This is a genomic window from Paenibacillus agaridevorans (assembly GCF_003112455.1).
Classification (GTDB): Bacteria; Bacillota; Bacilli; order Paenibacillales; family Paenibacillaceae; genus Pristimantibacillus; species Pristimantibacillus agaridevorans.
Window position 1 is genome coordinate 105,564 of sequence record NZ_BDQX01000163.1, and the last position, 20,433, is coordinate 125,996.

Below are 20,433 nucleotides of genomic sequence, written 5' to 3' on the forward strand. Positions count from 1 at the left end.
CGGCTGCCCAATAATTCATCTGCGCGTTAATATTAAGCGTGTAGTTGCTGCTCCAGGGCGCGCGCGTCTCTTCGTTCCAGATGCCTTGCAGGTTGGCAGGCTGCGTTCCCTGCCTGGAGCTTCCCATCATCAGGTAACGGCCGTAATGGAACAGCAGCTCCACCAGTCCCGGATCGTCGCTGCCGTATTCCATAATACGGCGATCCATGCTCATGTTCGCCGGCGCCTTGGCCTCGCCGAGACGAAGCGCAACCCTACCGAACAGCTCCCTATGATCGGCGATATGCGCCTCCCGAATAACGGCATAGGATTGATCTGCGATTTCCTCAATAGCAGCAAGCGTCACGCGCGAAGGCACGCGGTCCTTGCTTGCCTCGCCAAGCATGGCATCGAAGGAAGTCGCCGCGGAGAAATACAAGGTTGCCGCCGTCGCCTCTTCTACTTGTACGCCGTCATGACCGACGCTCAGTCGCCCCCCTTCGAGTACGACCCTTAAACGGCCGTGGAAACGCAGCGCGTTTGACGTCTCGGGATTGCCATACTGGATAGGATTAGCCGAGTTGTAATAGTTCGGCCATACCTGCTCGGGCGCAACGCCTTCTATCGTATAATCTCCCTCTTCGCCGTTGGTTCGCGCACGCAGCAAGCTTGTTAATCTGACACGAAAGCTCAACATGCCGGGCTCGCTTGACTCCAGTCTCACAATGACAGCCTGGGCGGGATGAGAGACGAACGTGTCGCGGTTGTATTGAATTCCCCCGATCGTATACGTGACGGACGCAATGCCCGAGGTCAAATCCAGCGTTCGCGAATAACCGCGACAGTTATTGCCGTGATCCATCGTCAGCAACAGATCCGCAAGCGGCAGATAGGATTGCGTGTAGGGCCCCATCATCTCCTTGCCGAGACGATCCGCTTCGATGTAATCCTCCCGCGCGATGCTGTCCCGAATCGCAGGAAGCACCTCCTTCGCCCTCGGATTGTTCCAATCTCTCGCCTCGCCGGACCACAATGTATCTTCGTTCAGTTGGATGCGTTCCGACTCTACTCCGCCAAAGACCATCGCTCCCAGGCGTCCGTTGCCGACCGGCAGCGCTTCCGTCCAGTATGTAGCCGGTCTGTCGAACATCATGCGAAGCTCGTTACTATGCATGCAAGCACCTCTTTCTTTCTATTTCATTCTTCTGCTCTTGTCTACCGAATTTCGTCTATGAATGTTAGAATCGTAGTAAAGCCCGCCTCTATCGGGGCCTCCATTCTTAATTTAGGATTCGATTCCATCCTAGCAGACTTGGACTGTTGCAATGAATGTCTAATGTTAACTTCCTGTTGTATAAAACTATCTAACGATGACGGAACGGAGCGTGTGGATGTGAGCAGCCTGCCACTAACCCGATTATACATGGAGAACCTGGACGTGCGCGTAACCGCGGTAGGCTACAATCAGGTATGGACCGATTGGCGGGAGCTCGACTATACGCCGGACTATAACAAGTTTTATTTGATATGCGACGGGGAGGGCTGGTTAAAGATCGGCGACTCGGAATACCATCCCGCGCCAGGACAATGGTTCTTGATGCCGCAGGGCGTCAAGCAGTCCTTCTCGTACACGTCCGGAACAAGATTCACCAAGTATTGGTGCCACTTCACGGCCCGGGTAGGAGAACGCAATCTGTTCGACTTGCTGCAAGTGCCGGATTTCATCGACGCAAAAAATGACGGGGAGGCCGCGCGTCTCTTCCGGGATTTGTTCGAATACCGTTCATTGTCCTCCATCAGCGCTCCGCTGCTCGTGAAATCCGCCATGCTCCAACTAATCGCCTACTACCTGGAGCATGCCGTTGCAGCGCAGCCAACTCTGAGTCCTGCCGCATTGACGGAGCCTCTCCAGCAAGTGATCGCGCACATTCAGAGCAACTATCATCGAAATTTGACCATAGAAGAGCTGGCGGAGCAGGCCCATCTGCATCCCAACTATTTCATTCGCGTATTCAAGCGTCAATTCGGCACATCCCCGATTCAGTACGTGAATAAGAAGAGGCTTGAGGAAACCAAGCTGCTGCTCGTCACTTCAAACCTCTTGTTATCCGAGATTGGGGACCGGGTCGGAATATCCGACATCTCCTACTTATCCCGCCTCTTCAAGGCGTCGACCGGCTTCTCTCCGACCGCTTATCGGGTGACGTTCGGGTCTCGCTAGAACACTCTATTCCTTCTATAATATAACGGCGCATGGCCTGTGACTTCCTTAAATACCCGGCCGAAATGCGTCACGCTGCCAAAGCCCACCTTCCTCGCAATGGCATGGACCTTGAGCGAGGAAAGCTCAAGCAGCTTCTTCGCTTCCTTGATCCGCACGCTATTGACGTATTCTACGAACGCGAAGCCCGTCGCCTCCTTGAAGGAGCGGCTCAAATAATAGGGGCTGATATAAAACTTGTCCGCCATAAGAGCCAGCGACAGCTCCTCCTGGTAATGATCGTTAATGTGGCGGACGATCTCCGATATGCGATCATGCATCTGGCTTGGCGATAACGGCAGTTCCTCCTCATGCTGCTGATAGTGACGACAGCAGGCAATCAGCAGTTGCACAGCGAGCGATCGGGCCAACAATTCAAATCCGCTGCCCCGCTCCTTCATCTCTTGAATAATCGTTCTGGCAAGCGTATCCATGGAGAGCCTATTGCGAAGGGAACCGCTTAAGACCAAGTAATCCTTCTCCAACAGAGGACGAAGCGCCTCCTTATGGGCACCGTCGGACGAGAATAGGCACTCATGCATATTGATGATAAATCTTTCGTGCATCGGCTGCTCCGCATTGGTCGTGCGATGCAAAATATTAGGAGCAATAATGACGACATCGCCTTCATGGATCGTTATCGTCCGGTCTTGTATAAAAAACTCCCGCTTGCCCGCCATCAGATAATAGATCTCGTAGGTGCTGTGAAAGTGGCTCGCCGGCATATGGTGGCGAAGCGCTTTCCGGTGGGAGACCAGAAAGGTTCCCTCTCCGTTTTCAAAATATAGATCGTGCATGCTGCTATCCCTCCTTCGGCATCTGTTACCCATTATAGCGCAAGAAATAAGAAGAAATCACAACTATTCGCAAAACATGTACATTTCCTGATGCTAGAATGAGATTACAAACCACAAGGAGGAAGGATACGCATGACAACCGCATCATCTCTTACGACGCCGATCGGCTGGGCGCACAAAGCTTGCGAGGCGATCATGGCCAAATTCGAACCGGAGCATCTTCCGCCGGACCGGTTCCACTATCATCAAGGGGTCTTCCTGTCCGGCATGGAGAAAACTTGGCGGCAGAGCGGCGAGCAGAAGCTTTACGACTACATGAAAGGCTGGGTCGACAGCCAGATTCTCGAGGACGGCAGCATCAAAAAATTTAAATCCGATGAGCTGGACGATATCCAGCCCGGCGTTCTTCTCTTCACCCTCTACGAGCAGACGGGCGACGAACGGTACAAGAAAGCTCTGCACACCTTGGTTCCGCTGCTCAAGTCGTGGCCGACCAACCCGTCCGGCGGCTTCTGGCACAAAGGCCATTACCCTAATCAAATGTGGCTGGACGGCTTGTACATGGCTGGGCCGATCGCCGCGCAATTCGCCAAAACGTTCGGCGACAGCGACTATTTCGACATGATGGCCTTTCAGGCGCTGCTTATGGAGAAACATACGAAGGATCCCGTTACCGGCCTTCTGTACCATGGCTGGGACGAAACCAGGGAAGCCGCTTGGGCCGATCCCGAAACGGGGCTTGCTCCGGAATTCTGGGGCCGCGCCATTGGCTGGTATCCCGTTGCCTTGTTGGAGATGTTCGAGCACTACCCGGCCGACCATCCGGACAAAGCCAAGCTCGTCGCGATTCTTCAGGATCTGCTGATCTCCCTGACGAACTTCCAGGATCCCGCTACCGGACTGTGGTATCAAGTCATCGACAAAGGAGAACGTCCGGATAACTGGCTGGAGAACTCCTGTACGTCGTTGTTCGTACATGCCATTGCCAAGGCTGTCCGGTTCGGTTATCTGGATGCCAAGTATATGGAGCAGGCCTGGAAGGGTTATCAGGGCGTCATTGATACGCTGAAATTCGACGAGAACGGCAACGTCGTCATCGGCAACATTTGTATCGGCACGGGAATCGGCGACTATGCCCACTACATCGCACGCCCGACCAGCGAAAACGATCTGCACGGCGCGGGCGCCTTTATCCTGATGTGCGCCGAGATGAATCTGGCGGCGCAATAAAATAACGCTAAGGGACAAGGATAGTCTTGTCCCTTAGACTGTCGATTCATTGTGCAAAGGTGAAATTACGGGCAAGTGTCCGGTAAGAACTGAACGGGGGGCGGGGGCGAGGGACAACTGTAACGGAACTGAAAGGCGTTATTTCAACAAAAAGCAGCATTTCGCAAATCTAATGGAACTGCCAGCCCTTATAAGGGGCCAAAGTTCGCGTTTTGCCTGGATTTCTCACGAATAACGTCGCAGAGTTCCGTTAGATTTTAATATCACGCCAAACGATCAATATAAGGGCCCTCATTTCCATTAACAGGTTGGCGATGATACTCTATTAGTGTCAACAAACTTACGATGGCTTCAGCCCGCGTAACTGCAGCTTGGGGTTCGAACCGATTATCCCCGCGCCACTCCATCACATGCTGTTCTGTCACAAAGGATACATAGGATATACCCCTTTCTGGAACGTCACCCCTTTCGCTCAAAACAGCATGGGGTAAATTCGCCTCATAAGATCCAATCAAGCGAGAGGCTCGCGACAGAAGCGTAGCCTGTTCCATTCTGCTTAGCTTCTCTTTCGGACGAAAGCTTCCGTCAGTATAGCCATGTATCAAGCCCGCTTTGACCGCTAGCGCTATCGCAGGCTGTGCCCACACTCCTATCTTATCCGAGTCATAGAATATAAAGGACCCCCCATTTCCCTTTAAATTCAAAGCTGCGAAGCACAATTTGGCAATATCCTTCTCCTCAAACAAGAAACAAAAAAGAGAAAAAAAACCTATGCCATTGAAGGCATAGGAGTGGTTGGCTCATTATACAGATGTGTTATTCCTGTCGTGACCGACAAATTCATTCCCCTTACGGGCCCACGGCGTTCCAAGCAGCGGCAATGCGAAGCGGTCCAGTCCATACCAGCCGGCATTTTTCCAAGCCAGGACGAGCCATGTGGCAAGGATAAACAGCAGAGGATTCGTGCTTAGTGTACCCGCGAACAAGAAGCTTACATTCATGATAGCACCAAAGAATGCGGCAATACCTGTAAGTAATCCTACGATTAAGCCAATCCCGACAAGCAGCTCGCCGAATGCGACCATAACCGCGAATACTTTCGCATTTGGCAATACCATATTTTCGAGAAATGATGCGTACCAGCCTGTTACATCCTTGCCTTCCTCAGCCTTGGCCAACGCTCCGCTTACGAAACCTTTGATCGCGGCTCCCCCGTTTTCGCCAACCCATGCATCCGAGTTCACTTTCTTCCAACCTGCAGTGATCCACGAATAACCAAGATACAATCTAACGAAAAGCCATATCCAACCAGCCTTCGTGCTGCTGAATAAAAATCTGGAGACCGGATTCTCAGGAATATTGATCTCTTTCGACATGATCTTTGCACCTCCAAATTCATATTATGTAGTGTATAGGTCCATTATATGGATAGATGCTTATTCATGCTGTGACAAATGTCACTATCACTATGGTACCCGTTTGTTTCTGCCGTTAAACAAAGAGCCAACTAACCTTAAAAGGTTGGTTGGCTCTTTGCTGGCATTACAATAATGGAGCGCCCACGGAGTAGCCGACGATCAATAGCAGCAGCACCGTGATGTGGTTCAGCGAAAATATGAACATCGAACGTGCCCATTTGTCCTCCTGCTTCCGCCGATAACCGTTAATGCTTAGTATCAGCCAGCCCAAGCTCAGGAGCGCATTCGCAATGGCAATGTAAGGATTAAAGGACCAGAACAAGAAGCTGCTCATAAACAATGCAACCAAATACACGTTCATCTGCACGTATGTTCTTTTAATTCCTTTGACGACGGGCAGCATCGGAATGTTAGCCGCGCGGTACTCCTCCATGCGGCGAATCCCGATGGCGTAGAAATGCGGCATCTGCCAGATGACCATCAACACGAACAACGCAATGGCGCCGGGATGAAAAATATCCGGAGAAATCGCGGCCCAACCGATCAGCGGAGGCATGGCGCCGGACAAGCTTCCAACCTCCGTGTTATAGATGGTTCTGCGCTTCGTCCACATGGTGTAAGGCACAACGTAGAGGAACAGTCCCAGGAAACCCATTAAAGCGGATAGCGGAGAAGCAATATACAGCGCGACAAGACCGCCGAGCGCGATCCAGCCCCCCATAATCAGTCCGCTCCAAGTATCGATGATGCCGGATACGGTCGGCCTGTTTTTTGTTCGATCCATAATACTGTCGATATCGCGGTCGTACAAGTTATTAAAGATGCCGGCTGCGCCGATCACGAGTGCTGATCCGATCAATGCCAACGCGATATTGCCGATCCGATCCATAAACGGGATGTCATGAACGAACAGCGCCATGGTGAGGCCTGCGACCATCGCGATGAGGTTCGACTTGATGATGCCAATTTTTATCGTTTCGAAGAGTACCTTCGTGACTGAGGTTGGAATTGGTTCGACACTAACCGTATTGCCTTGGACACGCATGACGGTAACACTCCCCCTAAAGTAATTTACCTCTATAAGGTTACCATATTGTGCCCTTGATGTGCCGTTCTTCAACCAACCCTCATCATTCTGTCAAAAATGTTTGTCGCTTTCGTGAATAAAGGGATTATAAATGGCTAATTATCCGTAAATTTGCGGATTTTGACGGCGGCACTCCTCCATGACCATCATTTGCTGGCGGACCTGCTGAGGCGTAATTTCCAGCTCCGCCCCCTCGGTAATCGATCGATACAGCATCATGTAGACTTTCTCCGTCATATCCTCAAACGGTGTTTTGCCCTCTTCCAGCGCTAAGCTCCAACTGTCCTCATGCCAGATTAACGTTTCGTTGCAATAGGCGGGAAGACCGTCCTTGCCGAGCAGCGGTTCCTTGATCAGTTGCTGCTCGGGAGCCTCTTCCGGCTTGAAATATTTCCATTCCAATTGCTGCGCCGTGCCGCGGAGGCCGCCGTTCGTGCCTTGAATGTTGAATGGCTCGCGACCGTAAGTACAGCATGAGGAAATTTCAAGGTCGATCGTCGGACGTCCTTGGCCTCTCATAATGAGCTTGACATAGTCCTCCGCGTCGCCGAATGTGTTCGCGCGGTCCATTATACATGTTACTTGCGGCATGATATCCGTTCCGAACAGTTGCAGCGCCTGATCAACGGGATGCGGACCCGTATTGAGCAGATTTCCGCCGTTGTTGCTCTGCAGCGTCTGCCAATCCCAGCGGCGGGCGAAGCCGTTAAGCGTAAAATTTACTTGTACAATGCGTCCAAGCACGCCGGACTCGATGACTTCACGGATCTTCGTAAACGCATGCTGATAACGGGATTGCTGGAAGATCGCTATTAATTTGCCGGAACGTTCGGAGGCTTCGATTAATTTGTCGACTTCTTCCGCCGTCTTGGCAAGCGGCTTCTCGCATAGAACATTAAACCCGCGATTTAGCAATTCCAACGAAATCGAGAAATGCTGATGGCTTGGCGATGCGTTAACAACGAGATCAAGCTCCTCGTTTTGAACCATTTCCTCCCAGCTCGCGTAGGCGTTACAGCCATACTCTTGCCTTGCAAGCTCCTGGCGCTCGGGCATGGAATCGGCTACCGCCGCGATTGTGTAATACTCGGAAATCTGGACAAGAAGATTGCCATGAATGTTGCGTCCGCTGCGCCCTTGCCCGATAATTCCTACCTTTAATGCTTTAGTCGTCATAGGTAAGCTCCTCTTCTCGTCATGAGATCAATTTATGGGTTATGTCCAAAGGTTTTTTTGTATTCCGTGGGCGTAATTCCCGTACGTTTCTTAAAGGTCCGAATAAAATGGCTCAAATGATGAAAACCTACCTGGAAGCCGATTTGAGTAATCGTATGCGAATCCCTCCGAATAAGCTCCATCGCCCGTTCGATTCGAACCTCGTTCATAAAATCGATAAACGTCTGCCCCGTCTCCTTCTTGAACATATGACTGAAGTAGGCAGGCGCCATATTGGCAATAAGAGCGCCGTGCTCCAGCGGGATATCCTGGCTGTAATTGTTATAGACGTACCGCTTGACCTCATCGATTGGATGCTGGTCGGCGAGCGCAGGCCTGCTGGCCGGCTTTCTCCACAATCTGCGGTATTCTCGGTCGATTAAAATCAGCAGCTTAATGAGGCTGGTGCGGACAGAGTATTCGTATCCGGCCTCGCGATGCTCAAGCTCGTCCTGAATATCCTGCAGAAGCTGCTCGACGAGCGGCTGTTTGCTATTGTCGATGTGCAGCCAGGGCTGATGCAGTGCAGCCGTGTCCTCATGCCGGGATTGCTGAAAAAAAGGTTGCAGCGTCTCGGCGAACGGCTTCAGCTCCTCCCGCACCAGAAAAGGCATGAAATCGAGAAGCACGATTTCGAATGGTTTGTCCTCAATCGCGCTTAAGCTGTGCTCAATGCCGGGCAAAATGATAAATATATCGCCTCGGTTGACCATGAGCGACTTGCCGCGCAGCTGATGATTGCATACCCCTCCTAGCACATAAGCAATCTGCACATATTCGTGGACATGCAGGGGCTGCTTAAGCTCCATGTTCGTGTGGCGTATGATTTTAAAGGGAAAGTCCTTGCTGAGCATATCCTTGCTTTGAAAATAAGGCATCTCCATATCCATACCACCAGTCGAAAACGAACTTTTTGAACACTCAATTATAGTGCCTCTTATAGCTAGCATATTTCAAACGGCTGAGGATAACAATCTCAGCGGGACATGCGGCCCAGCATATTTTTTATAAAACGTAAATCGTGCTCCAGCCGTTCGTAGGCTGGAAACGGCGCATGACATTCCAGCGTAACCCAATCCTTGTAGCCCTTGTCGAGAAGCGCGTCGAACAGAGGCTGATGATCGGCTTCCCCTTCTCCCAGGCGGCTTTGCAAAAAGCTTTCCTCGCCCCGATGGGTCAAGTTTACGAAGGTGCCAGGCTCGCCGGCTTTTTCGATCCGCCGTTCGTCCTTGACATGCACGTGAAATAAATGTTTGCCCAGCTTGTCGACCGAATCGCGACCGTAATCCGTATCGGTAATGTACATATTACCGGCATCGTGAATCATGCCGACATTATCGTGTTTCAGCAGGCCGAGCAGGCGCAGGCTGCTGTCTACGGTCTCTACCAGCGACAGGTTATGGATTTCCAATACAATCCTGATGCCCAACGCTTCGGCTTCCGCTGCGCACTTATCCAGCCAGTGAGCCGCTTTGGCAAAGTGATAATCATGGGCGAGAAAGGCGTTCGGTCCGCCCGGCATCACGCGGATCATAGAGGCGCCAAGCTCGTCTGCAATGGGAAGCATCCGCTTGAAATCGTCAAATGCCTTCTCGGCTTCTATATCGCTTGCCGTAGAGAAACCGCCCATATATCCGGCCAGAGCCGGAATCTCCAAGCCCAGGCTGTCCGCCAGCGTTTTCATTTCCTTTACGCGCGGCAGGCTCGTCGCAGGAGACAGGTGCGGCTCGCGCACGGCGATTTCGATACCGTCCATGCCAAGCCGCTTCGTCAGCTGCATTGCCTCCTGAATGCTATGGTCTATAAAAACTCCGCTAAACGCTGCAAATTTCATCGATTTCCCTCCTGCAACTTTTACGATCCATAAAACACCAATTCGCCGGATTTATAGGTTTGCTCTAGTCGGATCCGTTCGCCGTCCCTTCGGTAGAGAACGAAGTCGGCCGGGGCGCCTGCGGCCAAACCTACAGCCGCGGACAGCTTCATGAAGCCCGCCGGCCTTACAGACGCCATGTCCCAGGCTTCCGCCAATTCGGCGAGCCCCCGATTCGTTAGATGCTCGATGCCCCACAGCAGCATTTGCGCCGAACCGGCCAAAATTTGCTCATTGCGGGCGAGATGAAGCTTGCCCTCCGGCGTCAGCACCACTTCCCCTCCTACAGGGGTCGTGTAAGCTCCGTCGGGTAAACCGCTTAGAGAGACCGCGTCGCTGACCAGCATCGCTTGCTCTCCCTTCACCTTGAGCACGACTTTTAACACCTGATCCGGCAAGTGAAAGCCGTCAGCGATTACGCAGCTCCACAGGCGGTCTTGCGCCAGCTGCTCCCAAATGTAATTGGGATGGCGGGGCAACATGAGATGGGCTCCGTTGCCGAGATGCGTCGACATTCGCGCGCCGGCTTCGACCGCATCCTGAATTTGCTCAGCCGTTGCGGAGGTGTGCCCGATCGACACCGTTATTCCATGCTTCACGCAGCGCTCGATAAACGGTACGCTCTCCGGCCATTCGGGCGAGAGGGTCACAATCCGTATCCGTCCGCCGGAGGCCTCCTGCCAGCGGCTAAAAAGTTCCCAATCCGGCGGCCTTACATAATCGCGGTTGTGCGCGCCTCGGACGCCGTCATGCGGCGAGATAAACGGTCCCTCCAGATGAATGCCGGCAATGCCGCGGGCCGCTGCCGCATCCTGTCCGCATACGCGGGCGATTGTTTCCATTGCCGCCTGGATCGCTTCGCCGCTGTTCGTAATGACGGTCGGATAAAAAGAAGTGACGCCTTGCTCCCATAGCTTGCGGACCGCTTCGCTTATGGCTTCCTCCGGAATAGGCAACTGGTTAAAGTCATATCCGCTGTACCCGTTAATCTGCAGATCCACGAGACCCGGGGCGATAGTCGGCAGCTCTTCCTTGTTCTCCATGGCTATCGATTCGATCGCAGCAAAACATCCGCGCTCTATCCGGATCGATACCGGTTCTCCTGTCGAGTAGTGGACGGCCTTCACCGCCTGCTGCCGATTAAGAGATTCCATAGGAGTCATAGTCCACGTACAAAGTGCAATCGGGATGGTTCCGCAAACTAGTGGATGGGCATTCCGTCGAGACCGGCCCGTTTAGTGTACGGTTGACCGCATTTCGTTTCGTCGGTCCCGGGACGCTGCAGTACAGGTGAGCCCCCGACAACAGCGCGGGAATCGTAAGCGTCAGCGCATGAGTCGGAACCGCTTCAAATGTCGGGAAACAACCGTCATTTACCTGCTGCTGGCGGCAGGCGTCGTCCAGTTCCACCGCTTTAATTGCAAGCGGGTCGTTAAAGTCGGCGACAGGCGGATCGTTAAAGGCAATATGTCCGTTCTCCCCGATGCCGAGGCAAACAATATCGATCGGCGCTTCCTGCAGCAATCCGCCGTATCGGCTGCATTCGCCGTCAATCGTATTTGAGCTGTCGATCAGGTGAACCGCGCCAGGCTTTACCTTGTCAAACAGCCGTTCGCACAAAAAACGGCTGAATTTCTGAGGCGCATCATTCGGCAGTCCGATATATTCATCCATATGAAAGGCCGTAATGCGCGACCAGTCGATTTCCTTATCCTGCGCCAGCTGCTCCAGCAGCTCGTTCTGCGACGGGGCTGCCGCGAATATCATCCGGATGCCCGCTTTCCGGGACAGCAGCTCCTTGATCTTGGCGGCAACGTCCATCCCGGCTGCCGTGCCAAGCGCACCTCGATCCTTAAATACGGAAACCTTCAACGCGTCTACCGTTTCTGTCCGTACTGCAAGCTGTTCACTCATATTCTTGCTCCTCTCGATTCGATTCGTAGGTCAGCTCTTTGGCAAAAGCAGTTGCACGCCTTTTGCTGCGCTTTCGTATATGGCCTCAACCAGTTGTACCGCCCGCAGTCCATCCTCGCCGGTAACGAGCGGACTTCCGCCCGTTTCGATCGAGGAGATGATATCAATCAGCTGGCTTTGATGAAAGTCGGATGGGATGCTTTTTGGATCAGTTACTCCGCCGTAAGCGTCCGAGTGAATCCAGGTCGGCTTGTTCCTGTCCGGGACCGTCCAATGAACGATAGAATTGCCCTCCAGCTTAATCGTGCCCAGCTCGCCGTACAGGTTAATAGCTGCGGCAAAGCCGGGCTGAATGCTGGTTGAAGCCATAATCGTCCCGAAGGCTCCGTTATCAAACTGCAAAATCGCCAGCCCCAAATCTTCCGCTTCCATCTTATGCGTCTGCGTTGCGACTTGTCCGAAGACGGAGCGAACTCCCCCGGCGAACCACAGCAGAAGATCCAGGCTATGAATGCCTTGATTCATCAAGGCGCCGCCGTCCTCCGAGATCGTGCCCCGCCAGTCCGCGCTGTCGTAATATGCCTGCGTGCGATAAAAGGGAAGCGACATCTCGACCAGCAACAGCTTGCCGAGAGCGCCCTCCTCCAGCACCCGCTTGACTGCCTGATGCTGGACTTCAAAACGCCGCTGGGATATGACGGATAGGGTAACGCCGCGCTCCTTGGCCGTTCGGACCAGTTCGGCTGCATCATTTGCGCTCATCGCAATCGGTTTCTCAATGACTACATGCTTGCCGGCGTTAAGAACATCCAGGCCGATGCGGGCGTGGCTTCCGCTTGACGTTGTCACGCAAACAATATCTACGTCCTCGCGGCGGATTAATTGCCGGTAGTCGGTCGTCCAAGCGCAGCCCTCCCGCTCGGCAGTCGCCTTCGCTATATCCTCGTTACGGCTGGAAACAACCGTCAAGCTCGCGCCTTCAATTTGGCGGATCGCCTCCATATGAAAGTCGGCAACCGAGCCGCAGCCGATGATCCCGAAATTCCACGTCTTCATTCTGTCCCTGCCTCCTTAAGCAGGGTGCGCAGCGCATCCAGCGTCATGCAGGTGCCCGTCATCTTGCTTCCGCCTGCGGGAATAAAATGCGTTTCTATCGTAAAAAGGCCATCGTAACCATCAGCCTGAAGCGCTTTCAGCTGCTCGATAACGGCTACGTTGCCGGAGCCGAGCGGAACACAACGTCCAGTGCCATCTTCGCGGATATACGCATCTTTTAGATGGACGTGAGCAAGATATTCCTTCATGGCCGCATAACCTGCAGGATACGCCTCGCGGCCGGCATACGCTTCGTTGCCCGGATCCCACAAACCTCTAAGCGCAGGGGATGCGATTTCGCGAACGAGAAGCGCGACCTCCTCCGCATAACCTCCATTGCAGGAAGGCTCATTTTCCAATAGTAGCGTAACTCCTTGCTCTGCGGCTGTCTTGGCCGCCCGCTGCAGATGACGGACGATTTCGCCCGTATACAAGGACGGGTCGGCTTCACGCCAAAAAGAAAAAATACGAATCCGATTCGTGTTCAGCAGCTTTGCAATCGCAATGACGCGGTCCAGCTTGGCGAAATGCGCATCCACGCTTTCTTCTATTTGACCGAAGGTGTCTCCCGCCGCAGCCTCCCTGGAAGGATCCAGCTTGCATTTAAATAAAGGCGAGGCGATAGCGGAAATAAACAATCCTCGTCCCTCAACCTGCTTGCGAACCTCTCGCAGTTGATCGTCGTTCAAGTCTGCGGCATTTTGCCCGTTAACCACCCGGACCTCCACATGCTTCAAGCCCTGCTCGGCAATCCAGTCCAGCGCCTCCTCGAATCGATCCGACACTTCATCCGTCAGAATCCCTAACCGGTTTAGTACCAACGAGTTTTCCCTCCGTTTCTTTGTCTTTCCTGTCTCCAATTTACTATATCAACATCTTCGGCGCGCGTGTTGACGTTTCTTTCGAATTAAATTTACATTTTTTTAGGTATTTTCAAACGTGCTCGGCAATCAAAACACAAAAACAGGTTTTCGATAATCTAACGGACAAACAGTGTGGCTGTCTATTCATTGTGCAACGTTGAAATTGCGGTCAAGTGCCCGGTAAGAAATGAACGGGAGCAACTGTAACGGAACTGAAAGGCGTTATTTCGGCAAAAAGCAGCACTTCGCAAATCTAATGGAACTGACTGCCCTTATGATAGGCAAAAGTCCACGGTTTGCCTGGATTTCTCACGAATAACGTCGCAGAGTTTAGATTTAAATATCACGCCAAACGATCCATATAAGGGCCCCCATTTCCGTTAACAGTTGGCGATGCTTGATTGCCAGCCTCATTTCCAGTTTTTCATACAATGAATCGACTATAAAGTTTCTACTTGCGACTCACCATTATTGTTCTAACCGGGAAAAAAATAAATTAAGACGTTCTTCATAAATTCGAGAATGGGATATTAAGATTTTCCATTTATAATGAGAGAAAGAACAGGAGACAAGCAAGGGGAGAGAATGGGATGGAGCAGCGCGTGGTGCTGGTTGTCGACGACGATAAGGAAATCCGCGACGCCATTGAAATTTATTTGAAACAGGAAGGCATAACGGTCTTGAAAGCAAAGGACGGCTTGGACGCGCTAGAGACCTTGGAATCCAAGCAAGTGCATCTCATCATACTGGATATCATGATGCCCAGGCTTGACGGTATCACGGCAACCTTTAAAATCCGGGAGCAACGCAATCTTCCAATTCTTATCTTAAGCGCTAAAAGCGAGGATAGCGACAAAATACTCGGACTCCATGTTGGAGCGGACGATTATGTGACCAAACCTTTTAATCCGATGGAGCTTGTTGCCCGGGTCAAATCACTGCTTAGGAGATATGTCACTTTCGGCTCCTACGAAGGCATGAAGAAAACGATCGATTTGCGAGGTCTCGCGTTAAATCAGGAGGGAAAGGAAGTTACCGTTAACGGCGAACCGGTCAGGCTAACGCCTATCGAATATAAGATTGTGGAGCTGCTGATGACGAATGCGGGACGAGTCTTCTCGATCCAGGAAATATACGAACGCGTTTGGAAAGAACCCGGCTATAATGCCGAAAATACGGTTGCCGTCCACGTACGCAAAATCCGCGAAAAGATTGAGATTGATCCAAAAAATCCAAGATATTTGAAGGTGGTGTGGGGCATTGGATACAAAATGGAAAAATAGGACTCTTTTTTTGCTCTACTCTCTTTTGCTGGTTGTTGGTCTGAGCGGTCCTTTAACGATAATGGATCAAGGCAGCCGTTACCTGTATCGCGATTATTACCGAACGCCGGAATTCCGGCAGCAACTTGAACAATTTGCGACCTACTTAAACCTGTTCGAGCTCAATTCCCTCTCGGCGAAGGAATTAAAAGCTGCGATTACAGTAAATGAAGATGAAATAATCGATTATCGCCAACAGTTGGAGCCTCTTGCGTTTCAGATTCAAAATATCCACAACGAATATGATTCTCTCATTCTGGAAGCGGTCGCGACCGACAACAGCAGTGCGGCCGATTCTTACAAAGCTCAGAGAGATAATAAGCTGGAAGAGCAGAAAAAGGTATTCGAGGATAACGACTATGCCCTATCGCTTATCCGCAAGGAGAAGGAACGACAAATAGACGAGTATTACAGTCAACGAGAGATGTACCGCTCCGAATATCTTTATAATCAGGATCTGTTCAGTTATTACTTCCGCAACCCTTCCACAGGGATGGTCCATTCGAGCTTGAGCAATGCGGATGACCAAGTTGTGGCGCAAAACGAATTATATGGTGACAGCCATGTCTATGCAACGAACTATTCGATAGACATCGTTAATTCTGCTCACTACATGTTCGGAGCACGCGAACTGCTAGACGCTTCCATCCTTCCTTACAAAGGCTGGATCGCCGTGCCGAAGGACAGTCCCCTGCAGGAACAGGCCAGAAGATATCAGTGGGAGCAAATCGTATTGCTTGCCTATGGCGCGGCAGCTGCCGTTCTGCTTGTCGCATGTATCATTCGCTTCAAACGCGTCATGTCTGTTCAAGCAGAGAGAAGTCAATGGACAACTTATTATCGTAAACTGCCGTTGGATGCCAAACTGTTGTTTTCAATCGGCATGGCAGCTCTTACACTCGGTTTATTGGCGGACCTGGCAGGACATTATTCCTCCATTACCGTGGAGCCTTTGTTCTATGGCGAGAAGCTGATTGTTACACTTGCAATTGCAGCGATCAGCATGGCTTTGACCCTTATTCAAGGAAAATTCCTTGTGCAAGATCTACATAGCTGGAGCAAGTTCGGAGAAGAATGGAAACGTTCTTTGCTGCAACGAGGCGGCTTGCGGATAAAAGCAGGTTTCATAAGCGTTTTGAATCAAGTGCGAGATTCCTTTATTTATAAAAACACGGGAATCCGGTTGCTTCTTCTCTCATGTATCTGGATTTGTCTAGGTTTTATTGGAGGATGGATGACGGTATCTTTTTTTCAATACAACGATTCTTCATTCGTTCTTGTTTTGCCAATATTGGCGATAGTGGGGCTTGTCGTATTTCTCCTTACGACACGTAGGCTCGGGTATTTGAATAAGGTTGCCAAGGCAGCGGATGAACTTGCAGCCGGTCGAATGCCGGATGAGCTTCCCCAATCGGGAAGCGACGTGCTTGCTTCTTTGGCTTCTAATATCAATGCTTTAAGACGAGGGGTCACGCTGCTTCAAAATGAACAAGCGAAAAGCGAAAGACTGAAGACGGAGCTCATTACGAACGTCAGCCATGACCTGCGGACTCCCCTGACTTCCATCATTACCTACGCCGGTCTGTTAAAGACAGAGGATGCAACCGTGGAGGAAAGAGCTGCCTATGTCGACATCATCAACCAGAAGTCGAAGCGATTAAAAACGATGATCGACGATTTGTTCGAAGTATCGAGAATGGCAAGCGGCAATGTAAAGCTGATCCTTGAGAAATCGGATCTCGTCCAGCTCATGCAACAGGCGCTGGCAGAGTATAAAGAGGATATGGACGGATCAGATGTTCAATTCCGGGTTTCGTTGCCGGCGGGACCGTTATTCGTACTCGCTGACGGTCAAAAGCTGTGGCGCGCTTTCGACAACCTGATTGGAAACATGTTAAAGTATTCGCTGAGTCACACGCGCGCCTATATTTCCATGCAGATATCGGAAACTCAAGAGGTTGCGATAACGTTTAAGAACGTATCGAAATATGAGATTAGCGACAACGCCGATGAGCTGTTCGAGCGCTTTAAACGCGGAGATACGTCTCGTCATACCGAGGGGGCGGGCCTCGGACTCGCGATCGCAAAATCGATCATCGACCTTCACGAGGGCCGCCTTACGTTGGAAACCGACGGGGATCTGTTTAAAGTCTCCATTACTCTCAAGCTTCAAGCTTCTGCCAAGCAGGCGGCTCCTGATCTCATCGCGGCCTTATAAGAGCTTGAATATCTTCTGCATCAAGTTCAACATCGGCGGCGGACATGGAATCCCTGAGTTGATCCGTTCTGGAGGGTCCGATAATCGCTGCAGCAGGCAATCGATTGCAGGTAATATAACCTAGCGACGCTTGAGTCGCATGGATTCCTTTTTTCTTGATTAAGTCTTGGACATTTTCGATTCTGGCCACGTTTATGTCGTTGAAATATTTCTTTTTAAGCTGTTCGCTAATCCCGTTCCAGCCGTTGGCAACTACCTTTGGAACGATGCCCGAAGCTTGAGAGGACCATGCCAGCACCGGAATTCCTGCGGCCATATAGGCTTCATACTCTTCATCCGTCATTTCTGGAAGCACTTCATTTGCCTGTTGGTCAGCCATCGTTACCGCGAGACTCCATTTCAGTTGGGAAACGGTAAACGGGGTCAAATGATTGGCTTTAGCAAATGCATTTGCTTCCAGGATTCTTTTTACCGTCCAGTTTGATGCCCCGATACTTTTGATATGGCCTTCCGCGACCTGTTTGTGCAAAACAGGCATGATTTCGCTAACGGGAACATCCTCGTTATCTCTATGTAGAAAGTAAACGTCGATGGCATCTACCATAAGGCTCTTGAGGCTTTTTTGAATGTCCTTCTGGATACAAGCCGCGGAAACTCTGCTTTCCTGAGGAGATTGTAATTTGTAGTGCGCGCCTTTGGTTATCACTGTCATTTTATTTTTGTTACCGGATTGTTTGAGCCACTTGCCAATGGTCCTTTCGCTTACGGGATCGCCGGTGTCATGCCAATCTCCGTATACGCTGGCCGTGTCGATGCTGTCGCCGCCAAGCTCGGCATAAAGATCCATAAGTTCAAAGGATGTTTTCTCGTCGATTTTTGTTCCGAACATGGTGCTGCCAAGAATGATTTTGGAGAGAGTGACAGGACTGGATACGGCTTCGATTGTTAATTTTCTCATAAGTACTCCCTTCTCCCTTCTGCTGCTGGCGAATCGGATGACTCTCGCTTTTCGAGGTTGTCGCCCAGCAAAAAACCAAACATCTCTTTATGCACCGATTCCGGCTGCTCTTGATTGATGGCATGCCCTGCTTTCGAAATCATCTTGTATCGATACCCGTCCCTCTTTAGCAATTCTATAAACGCTTTGCCGACAACCGCGTGATGATCGCCAACGAGAAAATAAAGCTTGTCTTTTAAAGCCATGCCTTGCTCGCTTATATATTTCCGGGGTTGATGGGGAAACATCGCCTTCTGGTTATGGCCTTTCATCAACAGGACAAGATGGGAAGCCAGCAGCGGATGCTCGTCGAATACCCGCGAAGCAGGAGAACACAGCTTTGGTATGATTTTGCGCAAATTCCGGTCGGTTGGTATCAGCATTTCCGGAAACATAAGCATAATCGTACGAAACATGGATTGGATGGGGCTCACAACCATCCCGCCTTCCAGACATACGGCTTTTCGCACCCGTTCCGGCCGGGCAACGGTATACTGATACGCCAGATACGCTCCATTGGAGACGCCAGCCACATTCGTCGTTCGAAGGCCGAAATGATCTGCCACATCGTCCAACCATTCCAACTGGCTGAAAGATCCTTTGACGAACCACTCATTTGGCACACTTTTGCCGGGCCCGCCCAAAGTGTCAACCGCTATACAATAAAATCGCCGCGAAAGCTCCTTCATATTAAGAGCCCACATAAGCGCCGAATTGTCCCCCACTCCATGAAACAGCAGCAACGGAGGGTTATCCGCCCGACCCGCGATAAGGCAATGAGTCGTTCCGAATCGGGTCTCTACGTTTCGAACTTCTATTTCCGTCCCCCACATTTGCAGCACTTCATCATAGGAGGACAACACTTCTTGGCGCATCTTTTCGTTTTTGAATATTTGAACCATGATCTCTCATCCTCCTGTTGTTCGCATACCGCATTTAGTCTCTGCGTGCAACCAAGAAACGAAGCGCTATTTCGGCATCCGGGAAAGGCAAGCCGTGCCCCTCCTCCGTCTGTATGCGGGAGAGCGCGATCCCCTGCACAATCGAATAATAGGCGATTGCAAGCATCAATGGATCATCCTGCATCAGTTCCCCGAGTCTTTGGCCTTCCATAATGAGCGGTACAAGATGTTTAAACGGTTCGCCCCTTCGTTCCGCAACCATTGCTTTTACCGGTTCCGGAATGGCTTCCGGCGAAGTCGCCAGCAGCAGATTAAGCCGCCAATGTCCCGATGCGGCGCTTGTGGGCGCCAAATACGCCTCCGTCAGCCAATAAAGGCGCTCCAGTGGCGAGCCCGGAAGCTGGCAAGCTTGGTAGACGGATTGCCCAGCGCCGTTCAGCGCCAGCTCTACGATTTTGGCGAACAGCTCCTCTTTGGATTTATAGTAGCTGTATACATAACCTTGACTAAAGCCTGCGCTTGCGGCAATATCCTTAATTTTTGTGCCCGCAAACCCTTTGCGGGAAAACACTTCAACCGCATGCCCTAATATTTTTCGTCTGACCGGGTCCCCCGCACCCAATTCAAATGATTCCAAAAACAGTTGCTGCAATCGTTCGCTTTGTACGGACTTCGTTCTTTCGCCTTTATGGACCATCGGAGCCCCCTTGCTTTATAGGTGGAATTAATATTTTGAATGAACGTTCGTTCAAAATATACCATAAATAGTTAGTATACTGCAAGTAAGAAAATCGGGTTGTCGAGCCGAAAGGCAGGCGGGGCGGGGAATTTAGTCGGCGAAACCGATTTAATCGCCCGACAAGCGGCCGGACTACCGATTTTAGTCGGCGAGACCGACTTAATCGCTCGACAAGCGGCCGGAATGCCGATTTTAGTCGGCGAGACCGACTTAATCGCCCGACAAGCGGCCGGACTACCGATTTTAGTCGGCGAGACCGACTTAATCGCTCGACAAGCGGCCGGAATGCCGATTTTAGTCGGCGAGACCGATTTAATCGCTCGACAAGCGGCCGGAATGCCGATTTTAGTCGGCGAGACCGATTTAATCGCTCGAAAGGCAGGCGGACTGCGGATTTTAGTCGGTAAGACCGACTTAATCGCCCGACAAGTGGCTAGAAACTGACATCGCTCTCCTCCAAGTCAATGTATCCGCCTTCAGACATGGACATAAGAGCCTGGATTTCAGGTTGGGGTGCGATTAAT

General features: G+C 51.4%; 20 protein-coding genes. 5 read left to right on the top strand and 15 right to left on the bottom strand.

The features are described 5' to 3' along the window. On the bottom strand, window positions 1–1,153 hold a 1,153-nt coding region (locus PAT3040_RS38665), incomplete at its 3' end, for a glycoside hydrolase family 95 protein (RefSeq protein ID WP_258234980.1). Between the two features lie 219 nt (window positions 1,154–1,372). Between PAT3040_RS38665 and PAT3040_RS14520 the strand changes: the two genes are divergently transcribed. After that, entirely contained in the window at window positions 1,373–2,200 is an 828-nt protein-coding gene (locus PAT3040_RS14520) for an AraC family transcriptional regulator (protein WP_181376619.1), read from the top strand. On the opposite strand, the gene PAT3040_RS14525 is transcribed toward PAT3040_RS14520, so the two are convergent. Next, entirely contained in the window at window positions 2,197–3,036 is an 840-nt protein-coding gene (locus PAT3040_RS14525; protein ID WP_108993294.1) for a helix-turn-helix domain-containing protein, read from the bottom strand. The genes PAT3040_RS14520 and PAT3040_RS14525 overlap by 4 nt on opposite strands. A gap of 132 nt (window positions 3,037–3,168) precedes the next feature. Here PAT3040_RS14525 and PAT3040_RS14530 point away from each other — a divergent pair, with 132 nt between their 5' ends. After that, the gene (locus tag PAT3040_RS14530) at window positions 3,169–4,266 is read left to right on the top strand and encodes a glycoside hydrolase family 88/105 protein (RefSeq protein WP_108993295.1); all 1,098 of its coding nucleotides are present in this window, start codon (window positions 3,169–3,171) and stop codon (window positions 4,264–4,266) included. 263 nt (window positions 4,267–4,529) lie between these two features. Here PAT3040_RS14530 and PAT3040_RS40020 read toward each other — a convergent pair whose 3' ends face one another. From PAT3040_RS40020 to PAT3040_RS14580, 10 genes are all read right to left on the bottom strand, one after another. Further along, a complete protein-coding gene (locus tag PAT3040_RS40020) occupies window positions 4,530–5,012 on the bottom strand; it encodes an S-layer homology domain-containing protein (RefSeq protein WP_108993296.1) in 483 nt (160 codons plus the stop codon). Window positions 5,013–5,069: 57 nt separating this feature from the next. Continuing rightward, a complete protein-coding gene (locus PAT3040_RS14540; RefSeq protein WP_108993297.1) occupies window positions 5,070–5,642 on the bottom strand; it encodes a DoxX family protein in 573 nt (190 codons plus the stop codon). Window positions 5,643–5,808: 166 nt separating this feature from the next. Then, window positions 5,809–6,729 carry a heme o synthase gene (gene cyoE, locus PAT3040_RS14545; protein ID WP_108993298.1) on the bottom strand — a complete coding sequence of 307 codons (921 nt, stop codon included), beginning with the start codon at window positions 6,727–6,729 and terminating at the stop codon, window positions 5,809–5,811. 141 nt (window positions 6,730–6,870) lie between these two features. Next, window positions 6,871–7,947 carry a Gfo/Idh/MocA family protein gene (locus PAT3040_RS14550; protein WP_108993299.1) on the bottom strand — a complete coding sequence of 359 codons (1,077 nt, stop codon included), beginning with the start codon at window positions 7,945–7,947 and terminating at the stop codon, window positions 6,871–6,873. Between the two features lie 32 nt (window positions 7,948–7,979). Further along, window positions 7,980–8,870, bottom strand: a complete 891-nt coding sequence (locus tag PAT3040_RS14555; protein WP_179215536.1) for a helix-turn-helix transcriptional regulator — start codon at window positions 8,868–8,870, stop codon at window positions 7,980–7,982. Between the two features lie 92 nt (window positions 8,871–8,962). Then, window positions 8,963–9,820, bottom strand: a complete 858-nt coding sequence (locus PAT3040_RS14560; RefSeq protein WP_108993300.1) for a sugar phosphate isomerase/epimerase family protein — start codon at window positions 9,818–9,820, stop codon at window positions 8,963–8,965. Window positions 9,821–9,840: 20 nt separating this feature from the next. Then, window positions 9,841–11,013: an N-acetylglucosamine-6-phosphate deacetylase gene (locus PAT3040_RS14565; RefSeq protein ID WP_108993301.1), complete on the bottom strand. Its 1,173-nt coding sequence runs from the start codon at window positions 11,011–11,013 to the stop codon at window positions 9,841–9,843. Beyond that, a complete protein-coding gene (locus PAT3040_RS14570) occupies window positions 11,000–11,773 on the bottom strand; it encodes a glucosamine-6-phosphate deaminase (RefSeq protein WP_108993302.1) in 774 nt (257 codons plus the stop codon). Before PAT3040_RS14570 ends, PAT3040_RS14565 begins: the two co-directional genes overlap by 14 nt. A 30-nt stretch (window positions 11,774–11,803) precedes the next feature. Continuing rightward, window positions 11,804–12,829, bottom strand: coding sequence for a Gfo/Idh/MocA family protein (locus PAT3040_RS14575; protein ID WP_108993303.1), 1,026 nt, complete (start codon window positions 12,827–12,829; stop codon window positions 11,804–11,806). Further along, a complete protein-coding gene (locus PAT3040_RS14580) occupies window positions 12,826–13,689 on the bottom strand; it encodes a sugar phosphate isomerase/epimerase family protein (protein ID WP_108993304.1) in 864 nt (287 codons plus the stop codon). The genes PAT3040_RS14575 and PAT3040_RS14580 overlap by 4 nt, the downstream gene beginning before the upstream one ends. Before the next feature lie 632 nt (window positions 13,690–14,321). Between PAT3040_RS14580 and PAT3040_RS14585 the strand changes: the two genes are divergently transcribed. Then, window positions 14,322–15,014 (top strand): response regulator transcription factor, encoded by a 693-nt coding sequence (locus tag PAT3040_RS14585; RefSeq protein ID WP_108993305.1) that lies wholly within the window; start codon window positions 14,322–14,324, stop codon window positions 15,012–15,014. Further along, window positions 14,992–17,271: a histidine kinase dimerization/phospho-acceptor domain-containing protein gene (locus PAT3040_RS14590; RefSeq protein ID WP_108993306.1), complete on the top strand. Its 2,280-nt coding sequence runs from the start codon at window positions 14,992–14,994 to the stop codon at window positions 17,269–17,271. Before PAT3040_RS14585 ends, PAT3040_RS14590 begins: the two co-directional genes overlap by 23 nt. Here PAT3040_RS14590 and PAT3040_RS14595 read toward each other — a convergent pair. Genes PAT3040_RS14595 through PAT3040_RS14605 form a run of 3 tightly spaced genes read right to left on the bottom strand, consistent with a single transcriptional unit; the run spans window position 17,255 to window position 19,867 of the window. Further along, window positions 17,255–18,229, bottom strand: a complete 975-nt coding sequence (locus PAT3040_RS14595; RefSeq protein WP_108993307.1) for an aldo/keto reductase — start codon at window positions 18,227–18,229, stop codon at window positions 17,255–17,257. The two genes, PAT3040_RS14590 and PAT3040_RS14595, sit on opposite strands and share 17 nt — an antisense overlap. Further along, complete coding sequence (locus tag PAT3040_RS14600; protein ID WP_108993308.1) at window positions 18,226–19,170, bottom strand: alpha/beta fold hydrolase; 945 nt, start codon at window positions 19,168–19,170, stop codon at window positions 18,226–18,228. Before PAT3040_RS14600 ends, PAT3040_RS14595 begins: the two co-directional genes overlap by 4 nt. Window positions 19,171–19,204: 34 nt before the next feature. Beyond that, window positions 19,205–19,867, bottom strand: a complete 663-nt coding sequence (locus PAT3040_RS14605) for a TetR/AcrR family transcriptional regulator (RefSeq protein WP_108993309.1) — start codon at window positions 19,865–19,867, stop codon at window positions 19,205–19,207. A 99-nt stretch (window positions 19,868–19,966) separates the two neighbouring features. On the opposite strand from PAT3040_RS14605, the gene PAT3040_RS14610 reads away from it, so the two are divergent. Next, complete coding sequence (locus tag PAT3040_RS14610; RefSeq protein WP_108993310.1) at window positions 19,967–20,353, top strand: hypothetical protein; 387 nt, start codon at window positions 19,967–19,969, stop codon at window positions 20,351–20,353. The last annotated feature ends 80 nt before the right edge of the window (window positions 20,354–20,433 follow it).